9 protein-coding genes are annotated in these 9,299 nt (G+C 72.8%); 5 read left to right on the top strand and 4 right to left on the bottom strand.

Annotation, left to right across the window (positions count from 1 at the left end):
* The first annotated feature begins 310 nt into the window (after positions 1 to 310).
* Complete coding sequence (locus tag ABZ371_RS24015; protein ID WP_358683120.1) at positions 311 to 1,657, top strand: 6-phospho-beta-glucosidase; 1,347 nt, start codon at positions 311 to 313, stop codon at positions 1,655 to 1,657.
* A gap of 36 nt (positions 1,658 to 1,693) precedes the next feature.
* On the opposite strand, the gene ABZ371_RS24010 is transcribed toward ABZ371_RS24015, so the two are convergent.
* Together ABZ371_RS24010 and ABZ371_RS24005 are read right to left on the bottom strand one after the other, a co-directional pair.
* A complete protein-coding gene (locus ABZ371_RS24010) occupies positions 1,694 to 2,137 on the bottom strand; it encodes a hypothetical protein (RefSeq protein WP_358683118.1) in 444 nt (147 codons plus the stop codon).
* Positions 2,131 to 2,589, bottom strand: coding sequence for an ATP-binding protein (locus tag ABZ371_RS24005; protein ID WP_358683116.1), 459 nt, complete (start codon positions 2,587 to 2,589; stop codon positions 2,131 to 2,133). Before ABZ371_RS24005 ends, ABZ371_RS24010 begins: the two co-directional genes overlap by 7 nt.
* Before the next feature lie 206 nt (positions 2,590 to 2,795).
* On the opposite strand from ABZ371_RS24005, the gene ABZ371_RS24000 reads away from it, so the two are divergent.
* The 4 genes from ABZ371_RS24000 to ABZ371_RS23985 all read left to right on the top strand — a co-directional run bounded on the left by ABZ371_RS24000 (position 2,796) and on the right by ABZ371_RS23985 (position 6,296).
* Positions 2,796 to 3,656, top strand: coding sequence for a helix-turn-helix transcriptional regulator (locus ABZ371_RS24000; protein WP_358683114.1), 861 nt, complete (start codon positions 2,796 to 2,798; stop codon positions 3,654 to 3,656).
* Positions 3,656 to 3,892 (top strand): DUF397 domain-containing protein, encoded by a 237-nt coding sequence (locus ABZ371_RS23995; protein WP_358683112.1) that lies wholly within the window; start codon positions 3,656 to 3,658, stop codon positions 3,890 to 3,892. Before ABZ371_RS24000 ends, ABZ371_RS23995 begins: the two co-directional genes overlap by 1 nt.
* A gap of 61 nt (positions 3,893 to 3,953) precedes the next feature.
* The gene (locus ABZ371_RS23990; protein ID WP_358683110.1) at positions 3,954 to 4,763 is read left to right on the top strand and encodes an SAM-dependent methyltransferase; all 810 of its coding nucleotides are present in this window, start codon (positions 3,954 to 3,956) and stop codon (positions 4,761 to 4,763) included.
* 1,095 nt (positions 4,764 to 5,858) lie between these two features.
* Complete coding sequence (locus ABZ371_RS23985; RefSeq protein ID WP_358683108.1) at positions 5,859 to 6,296, top strand: YchJ family metal-binding protein; 438 nt, start codon at positions 5,859 to 5,861, stop codon at positions 6,294 to 6,296.
* An 85-nt stretch (positions 6,297 to 6,381) separates the two neighbouring features.
* Here ABZ371_RS23985 and ABZ371_RS23980 read toward each other — a convergent pair whose 3' ends face one another.
* The gene (locus tag ABZ371_RS23980; protein WP_358683106.1) at positions 6,382 to 8,475 is read right to left on the bottom strand and encodes an MDR family MFS transporter; all 2,094 of its coding nucleotides are present in this window, start codon (positions 8,473 to 8,475) and stop codon (positions 6,382 to 6,384) included.
* Positions 8,476 to 8,529: 54 nt separating this feature from the next.
* Positions 8,530 to 9,299, bottom strand: a 770-nt coding sequence (locus ABZ371_RS23975; protein WP_358683104.1) for a hypothetical protein, incomplete at its 5' end; no start/stop codon positions are given.

Below are 9,299 nucleotides of genomic sequence, written 5' to 3'. Positions count from 1 at the left end.
GGGGGGGCGCGCCCCCCCCGCCCCGCCGCCGCCCCCCCCCCGCGCGCCCGCCCCCCCCCCCCCCCCCCACGCCCCCGGCGCCGGACCGCGGCAGGAGGAGGCGCCCACCGGAGCGCGGACCGCCGAGCCCGGGACGACGGCCACCGTCCCGGCGCAGCGCAGCGCGCCGGGACGCGTCTGGCAGGCCGTGGCACGCTGGTGGAACGGCCACTGACACGGCAGGCCGCCCAGGTCCCCTGACCTGCGGGGCCCCGGGCGGCGTCCCGCACCGCCGGGACGGTCCGCCGCCGCCCCCGTACCATCGGGCAGCGTGAAGCTCACGATTCTTGGCGGCGGCGGATTCCGGGTCCCTCTCGTGTACGGGGCACTGCTCGGAGATCACGCCGAAGGCCGCGTCTCCCGGGTGACCCTGTACGACACGGACGCGGACCGGCTCACCGCCGTCGCCCGGGTCCTGGAGGAACAGGCCCGCGGTGTCCCCGACGCGCCCGCCGTCGCCGCCACCGGCGACCTCGACGAGGCGTTGCGCGGAGCGGACTTCGTGTTCTCCGCCATCCGCGTCGGCGGCCTGGAAGGCCGGGCCGCCGACGAACGCGTGGCGCTGGACGAGGGTGTCCTCGGCCAGGAGACCGTGGGCGCGGGCGGCATCGCCTTCGGGCTGCGCACCGTGCCCGTGGCGGCCGAGCTCGCCCGGCGCGTCGCCCGGCTCGCCCCCGCCGCGTGGGTCATCAATTTCACCAATCCGGCCGGCCTGGTCACCGAGGCCATGTCCCGGTACCTGGGGGACCGGGTCATCGGGATCTGCGACTCCCCGGTGGGGCTCGGCCGGCGGATCGCCCGGGTCCTGGGAGCCGACCCCGACCGGGCCTGGATCGACTACGTGGGGCTCAACCACCTCGGCTGGGTCCGCGGCCTGCGCGTCGACGGCCGCGACGAACTCCCGCGCCTGCTCGGAGATCCGGCGCTGCTCGGGTCCTTCGAGGAGGGCCGCCTGTTCGGTGCGGACTGGCTGCGGTCGCTGGGCGCGATCCCCAACGAGTACCTGCACTACTACTACTTCAACCGCGAGGCCGTCCGCGCCTACCAGGAGGCGGGGCAGACCCGAGGCGCCTTCCTCCGCGACCAGCAGGAGGGGTTCTACGCCCGGATGAAGGACCCGGCGGCTCCCGCGCTCGCCACCTGGGACCGCACCCGCGCCGAACGCGAGGCGACGTACATGGCGGAGAACCGGGAGGCGGCCGGAGCCGGGGAGCGCGAGGAGAGCGATCTCGCCTCCGGGGGGTACGAGCAGGTGGCGCTCAGGCTGATGCGGGCCGTCTCCCGCGACGAACGGACCTCCCTGATCCTGAACGTCCGCAACCGGGGCACCCTTGCGGCGCTCGACGACGACGCGGTCATCGAGGTGCCGTGCCTGGTCGACGCGAACGGGGCCCGTCCCGTCGCCGTGGACCCGCTTCCGTACCACGCGGTCGGGCTGGTCACCGCGGTCAAGGCGGTGGAACGCGCCGTGCTCGACGCGGCGGACAGCGGCTCCCGGGCGGCGGCGGTACGGGCGTTCGCCCTGCACCCGCTGGTGGACTCCGTGTCGGTGGCCCGGCGGCTGGTCGACGGCTACACACGGGTGCACCCGGGGCTCGCCTACCTCGACCGGCCGTGATCCCGGGCGCCCGCGGGCGTGCGCCCGCGCGGGCCGTCAGGGGGCGGAGGACACCGCCCGGGCCCGGCCTGCCGGGCCCCAGGAGGGCGTCACCCCGGTGAGCTGGCACACCATGAGGAAGAGCGGAATGGGCGGCGTGTAGGGCGTGCGGCTGTCCGGTACGTGGATCAGCTTGGGACGCCCGGCGGGGACGTACGCGCCGGTGGCGTAGGAGACCTGCGCCGGCCAGTCCAGGTCGAGGTCCGAGCCCGAGGGCACGATCCACCACCACCGGTCGGCGTCCGCGAAGACGCAGCCGGCCCGCGGCAGGTGGGACATGAGCCGGAAGCCGTACCGCGCGGGGACGCCCACGGCGTCGCACCCGAGACTCGCCGACAGCGCGGCCGGCAGGGGCAGCCGGACCCGCCCCCGGCCGGCCGTGTCCTCGCCGGGCCGGCCACGGCGGGTGCCGAACATCTGGGACAGGGCGTTCCTCAGCACGCCCGCTCCCCGCCGAACGGCAGCTCCGCCCACACGATGCGTCCCGAGGAGTCCCCGGCGTCGTGGGACCCCCAGGCGGAGCTCATGGAGTCGACGAGCAGCAGCCCGCGCCCGTGTTCGTCGTCGGCCGTGCGCGACAGCCGGGGCCCGCCCGGCTGGTGCCCCTGGTCCTGCACGGAGACGCGCAGGCGCCCGCCGTCGCAGCGGAGTTCGCACAGCACCCGGGTGCTCCCGGTGTGCACCACCGCGTTGGTGACGAGCTCGGAGACGATCAGGACCGCCGCGTCGTGCGTGTCACCGCCGAGCCGCCACTGGGCCAGCCGTGCCCGCGTCAGCTGCCGGGCACCGGCCACCGACTCGGGCTGCGCCGGCAGCGCGAAGCAGTAACGGAGCGCCTCCGTCCCGGGGCTGAGATCCGCGAGCCGGGAGATGAGCGCACTGCCAGGTGCCACGACCGAATCCTCACAGTGGGGGCTGTGTCACGTGACGCACCGGGGGCCGAGATGGAGCGGGTACGAGAACGTGAACTGGTTCACGTACCAACTCTCCACCTGACGCGCCCACTTGGCAAGAGGCACTCTGAAATATCCAGAGTGGCTGTGTCCTTGGGGCGACGCACATGGCACACTGCTCGCAACAGCGCATCGGGAGGTCTGAAGTGAGCGAACCGCGGTCCGCCCCGACCGTGGGTCAGGTCGTCCTCGGCAAGCGTCTGCAGGATCTGCGGGAGCGCGTCGGCATGGGCCGCGACCAGGCCGCCAAAGTCCTCCGTGTCGCCCCGGGGACGATACGCAGGATGGAGACCGCCGAGGTCGGGCTCAAGATCCCCTATGTCCAGCTCCTCCTGAAGGCCTACGGCATCGCGGACGACGAGGCCGAGGCCTTCGTCGAACTCGCCGAGGAGGCGAACAAGCCGGGCTGGTGGCAGCGCTTCCACGACGTGCTGCCCGACTGGTTCAGCATGTACGTCAGCCTGGAGGGCGCCGCGAGCCTCCTGCGCATGTACGAGCCGCACTTCGTCCCCGGCCTGCTCCAGACCGAGGACTACGCCCGCTCCGTGCTGCGCACCGGGGCGGTCGGCCAGACCAGGCCCGAGGACATCGAGCGCCACGTGGCGCTCCGGATGCGGCGGCAGTCGCTCCTGACCAAGCCGGACGCGCCGAAGCTGTGGGTGGTCATGGACGAGACGGTCCTGCGCCGTCCCGTCGGCAGCCCCGACGTCATGCGGGCCCAGATCGACCGCCTCCTGGAGGCGACCGCCCTGCCGCACGTGACGTTGCAGATCGCGGAGTTCTCCACCGGCCACCACCCGGGCACCTACGGCCCGTTCGTCCTCTTCCGCTTCGCCGTCCCGGAACTGCCCGACATGGTCTACAGCGAGTACCTGACCGGCGCCGTCTACTTCGACGCGCGCCCCGAGGTGGCCTCCTACCTCGAGGTCATGGACCGCATGGCGGCTCAGGCCGCAACTGCACAACGCACGAAGGAAATCCTCAGGGACTTCCGCAAGGAGCTGTGATGAACCACATATACAACGGCATGCCGGCCGCCGATCTCGGCACCGAAGGCTGGTACAAGCCGTGGAGCGGTGGTAACGGCGGGAACTGCGTCGAGGCCATGAAGCTGGCCGACGGCAGGGTGGCGGTCCGTCAGTCCGCGGACCCGGACGGGCCCGCCCTCATCTACTCCCACGGCGAGATAGCCGCGTTCATCCAGGGCGCCAAGGCCGGCCAGGCCGACTTCCTCCTCACCTGACATCCAGCCACCCCCTACCGGTTGGATCCCTCGCCGAGTCCGCCGACCAACGGAGCGCGTCATGACCGGGCAGGAACACCACGCCGTCGAGATCGACACCAGCAGGCCGCATCCCGCGCGGATGTACGACTGGTTCCTCGGCGGCAAGGACAACTACCCGATCGACGAGCAGATGGCCCGGCAACTGCTCGCCCTCGACTCCCGCGGCCGTGACATGGCCCGGGTCAACCGGGCCTTCATGCACCGGGCGACCCGCTGGCTCGCCGAGAACGGCGTGCGGCAGTTCCTCGACATCGGCTCGGGCATCCCCACCGAGCCCAACCTGCACCAGATAGCCCAGCAGGCGGCCCCGGACGCGCGGATCGTCTACTGCGACAACGACCCCATCGTGCTCGCACACGCCGCCGCCCTGCTGCGCTCCACCCCCGAGGGGGCGACCGAGTACATCCAGGCCGACGCCCGCCGGCCCGAGACCATCCTCGAGGCGGCCGGCAAGGTCCTCGACTTCGGCAGGCCCGTCGCCCTGTCCCTGCTCGCCCTGCTGCACTTCATCGACGACGAGGACGGTGCGGCCGAACTCGTCGACCGGCTCGTGGCGCAGCTCCCCTCCGGGAGCTACCTCGTGCTCTCGCACACCACGGGCGACTTCGACCCCGAGGGGGCGGCGAAGGCCCGGGCCATGTACGAGGCGCGGGGGATGACGCTGCGGCCCCGCTCGCGCGCGGAGCTGACCGCCTTCTTCCACGGGCTGGAGATCGTCGAGCCGGGCGTCTCCCTCTCCGCGGACTGGCGGCCCGAGCTCGGTGAGGTCATCGAGGTACCGGGCGACGATCCGATCCCCGGATACGCGGGCGTGGCCCGCAAGCCCTGACCGCCGCCGCCGCGTCACTGCCGGTTGACCGACCGGGTGATCCCCGCGGCGATGGTGGTCGCGAGCAGCCACCCGGTCACGATCAGCACGTAGGACAGCCACTGGTACCAGCCCTGCGGGGCGTACGCCTTCTCCTGCCCGACCCTGGAAGGCCGTCGCGCCGTGGTGCAGCAGTTCCGCGTCCTCCAGCATGATCTGGCCGGTGACCTGGGCGCCGCTGAGGTTCACCTCACCGTGCACGAGCAGCCGGGGCCACCACAGGTCGTCCCCGGTGGACAACTGGCTCAGCTGGAGTACGGGGCCCTCGTCGGAGCGGGGCGCCGTCGAACCGTCCGCGTCCACCCCGATCCTGGCCCGGTCGAAGAACAGCGCACGGCTGATCCGGGCGCCCCCCAGCCGCACGGGACCGGCGATCCGGCAGTCCGTGAGACGCAGCACCCCCTCGACGCCCAGGGTCGCGGCCTCCAGCCCCGGCAGCACGGAGCCGCTCAGGTTCAGCTGCCGCACCTGGGATCCGTACAGATTCGGAGCCTCGTCGAAGTGGCAGCCCGCCAGCAGCACCGCGCACTCGGCGACCGCGTACCGCAGCCGCAGAGCGCCGGAGATCCGCGCGCCCATCAGGCGCAGCGCCGGAATCTCCCCCTCGTCCTGCCGTCCGCCGAGCAGCAGCGCCCGCAGCACCTCGGCGCGCACGGTGCGTCCGGCTCCCCAGCCCGCTCCGGCCTCCGGATCGTCCTCGTCCGCGGCCCCGGTGCGGAAGTCGACGAGCGTGCCGCGCGGGAACGCCTCCCACACGCGGCGCTCGGCGGGGGTGAGTCCGGTGATCTCCATCGCCGGGACTCTGACCCGGGTCCGATCCCGGTGTCAACCCCGTTGTGCCACCCGCGCGTTCGGCTCGGTCCGTGGTCCTGGACCACGTGACCGCGCGCGACCGCGCGGAGCGCCGGCGGAGAGTGCGGGGGTGACCGCCCCGGCCGCCACACCGCACCGGCCGGCCGGGCCGCCGGCACCGTGTCCACCGCCGTACCGGGTGAGTGCCACCGGCGGTGCTCCCCGGCCCGCCGGGCGATCCGGGCCCCGGGTCACAATGGAGACATGTCACGACGCACCTCACGCCCGCACCGGCCGGCCACGAACCCGCCGCGGACCACCCCGGCCTCGCCCTGCCCGTGCGGGCTCCCGGCCGCCTACGGGGAGTGCTGCGGCCGGTTCCACGCCGGTGCCGCCGCCCCGACGTGCGAGGCGCTGATGCGTTCCCGGTACTCCGCCTTCGTCGTCCGGGACGCGTCCTACCTGCTGCGCACCTGGCACCCCGCGGCCAGGCCGCCGTCCGTCGACTTCGACCCCGCGATGCGCTGGGTGCGCCTGGAGATCCTGGACACCACCGAGGGGAGCGCGTTCCACACCACCGGCACGGTCACCTTCCGCGCGCACTACACCGACGACGGCCGCCCCGACGCGCTGCACGAGCAGAGCCGTTTCGCGCGCCACGAGGGTGCCTGGGTCTACGCGGAAGCGGTGTTCGTCGACTGAGGCCGTGCGCGGCTCACCGTTCCCGCTCCACGGGCGCAGCCCCGGCCTCACCGGCCCCGCCGTCCGCCCGGACGGGAGCGCCGGGTCACGGGTGCGGCGACGACCCCCGTACGGCGGCCTTCTCCCGGGGCGCCGGGGCCAGCTCGTCTGCCAGGTCCTCCGCGAGGAGCCTCTTGGCGATGACGTCCACGGCGGCCCGCAGCTGCCGGTCGCCGGGCCGGGCGCCGTCCTCGGCGAGGCGTTCGTCGAGCCAGTGGCTCCACGCGGAGGTGATCGTCGCCGCCTCGCGCCGTCCCGCCGCCGTGTGGGCGAAGAGACGGGCGTCACCGGTGAGGTAGCCCTCCTCGATCATCCGGTCGAAGACGGGCACGAGCACCTCCGGCGGAACACGGTGGCGCGCGGCGATCAGATTGAGTCCGGCGTGGCCGACCATCCGGGTGAACAGGTCGACCTGCATCACCGCCCAGGCGCCGGCCATGTCCAGCCGTGTGTCGGACCCGGCGACGATCCGCCGGGCCGTGTCGGAGCGGGCGCCGTGCAGCACCCTGGCCAGGCGTGCTTCGAGCAGCTTGGCCGAGTCGCCGGCGCCGGGCTGGGCGAAGCCCTCGCCCATGTCGGTCGAGCCGGCCCGGGCGCTGTCTCGGAGTTCGACCTGTTTGAGGAAGAGGGAGACGGCGAAACCCAGCAGGGCCACCGGCACCGTCCACAGGAACACCGTGTGCAGCGTGTCCGCGTAGGCCTGGGCCAGAGGCGCGGTCTGCGCGGCGGGCAGGGAGTGCACGGCCTGCGGGCTCTCCGCGACCCGGGCGAGGGTCGCGGGGTCGCCGCCCGCCCGGGCCGCCCGCTCGATGCCCTGCGTCAGTTCGGTGCGGAGCGTGTTGGCGTAGATCGTGCCGAACACCGCCGTGCCGAACGAGCTGCCGAGCGTCCGGAAGAACGTCACTCCGGACGTGGCGGTGCCCAGGTCCGCGTAGTCGACCGTGTTCTGCACGGCGATCGTCAGGACCTGCATCGACAGGCCGATGCCGACGCCCAGCACCAGCATGTACAGCGACTCCCGCCAGACCCCGCTGTCCGGGCCCATCCGGGACAGGAGGTAGAGCCCGGCGGCCATCACGAGCGATCCGACCATCGGGAAGACGCGGTAGTGACCCGTCCTGCTCACCACGTTGCCGCTGAAGATCGAGGCGGCCAGCAGACCGATGACCAGCGGCAGGGTGCGCACCCCCGAGACGGTGGCCGAGTCGCCGTCCACGTACTGCAGGTACGTGGGCAGGTAGATCATCGCGCCGAGCATCGCGAAGCCCACGACGAAGCTGAGGACGGAGCAGACCGCGAACACCGGGTTGCGGAACAGGCGCATCGGAAGCATGGGTTCCTTCGCCCGCACCTCCACCACGCAGAACAGTGCCAGCGCGGCGAGGCCACCGGCGAACAGGCCGATGACGACCGGCGACCCCCAGGCGTATTCGTTGCCGCCCCAGCTCGTGGCCAGGATCAGCGCGCCGGCGCCCGCCGCGACCAGCGCGATGCCCAGGTAGTCGATGACGGGCCTCCCCGCCGCCCGGACGGAGGGAATCGTGCGGGCCGCCGCGATGACGACCACGATCGCGATCGGCACATTGACGTAGAAGGCCCAGCGCCAGGTCAGGTGGTCGGTGAACAGCCCGCCCAGCAGTGGGCCGACCACGGTGGCCACACCGAAGACCGCGCCGATCGCACCCTGGTACTTGCCCCGGTCGCGCAGCGGGATCACGTCGGCGATCAGCGCCATCGAGGTGACCATGAGGCCGCCCGCCCCGACACCCTGCACGCCCCGCCAGATGATGAGCAGCAGCATGTTCGAGGCGAGACCGCAGAGGAACGAGCCGGTGATGAAGACGATCGCCGAGATCTGGAAGATCAGTTTCCGGCCGAACAGGTCGCCGAACTTCCCGACCAGGACCGTCGCCACCGTCTCCGCCAGCAGGTAGGCCGTGACGACCCACGACATGTGTTCCGCGCCGCCGAGGTCCGAGACGATGGTGGGCAGCGCCGTCCCCACGATCGTCTGGTCCAGTGCCGCCAGCAGGATGCCGAGCACGATCGTCGCGAAGACGATGTTGCGGCGGCGGGGGTCGAGCACGGGTGGCGCGGTGGCACCCTGCGGGGCGGGTGCGGTCTCGCTGGCAGTGGTCACCCCTGCACCCTCACACCGGCCCCGGCAGGGCGCATGCGGGTGCGCCCGGACGGGTCAGGCCAGCAACTCCCTCACGGACGCGGCCAGCCGGGCGACGAACGCCTCGCGGGCGGCTTCGGGTACCCGGTCGAGCGACAGGTACGGATTGAGGTCCTCCAGCTCGACGAGCAGCAGCTCGCCGTCCTGGGTCCGGCAGGCGTCGACCCGCTGGACACCGTGCGTCAGAGTGTTCCACTCGACGAAGCCGCGCGCGAACTCCAGGTCCCCGGCACTCGGCCCGTACGGTTCCAGGACCCAGCGCCTCTCCGGGTGCGGTGCGTGCAGGGCGTATTGGAAGTCGTGGTCGACGAAGTAGAACGAGACCTCGTAGCGGAAGTCGATACGGGGCTGGACGAGCAGCGTGCCGTCGGAGTCCCGCGGCAGTTCGGGCTCGTCGGTGAAACGCAGGCCCACCGAGTCCGCGCCCAGCTTGGGCTTGACCACGTATCCGGCCGACGGCGGCAGGAGCCCCAGGTCGGCCGCGCGGTCCACGGTCGGGATCACCGGGAAGCCGGCGCGGCTGAGGTCGACCAGGTACTGCTTGCCCGCCATGTCCCCGAGGCCGTCGAGCGTGTTGTGTACGCGGGCGCCCGTCCTTAGCGCCCGGGCCCGGAAGGCGTCGTACGCCTCCTGGTAGTGCAGGACCGGGCCGCTGTTGCGTACGAGGACCGCGTCGAAGCCGTCCATGAGTGCCGCCGCGTCCCGGGGGTGGCAGAGCGCGATGTCGAAGGTCCCGCGCAGCCGGGACGACAGGAAGATGTCCTCGTCGCAGTAGCGCCGGCCGC

This window comes from Streptomyces sp. NPDC005899 (assembly GCF_040629645.1).
Taxonomy (GTDB): domain Bacteria; phylum Actinomycetota; class Actinomycetes; order Streptomycetales; family Streptomycetaceae; genus Streptomyces.
The sequence above is the reverse complement of the archived record's forward strand: the minus strand, read 5'-3'. Positions and strand labels throughout refer to the sequence as shown.

Excerpts from the sequence above, each read along its gene's own strand:
- ABZ371_RS23995 (WP_358683112.1), top strand. The coding sequence starts at position 3,656 with ATGAACCACATATACAACGGCATGCCGGCCGCCGATCTCGGCACCGAA.
- ABZ371_RS23990 (WP_358683110.1), top strand. The coding sequence starts at position 3,954 with ATGACCGGGCAGGAACACCACGCCGTCGAGATCGACACCAGCAGGCCG.
- ABZ371_RS23985 (WP_358683108.1), top strand. The coding sequence starts at position 5,859 with ATGTCACGACGCACCTCACGCCCGCACCGGCCGGCCACGAACCCGCCG.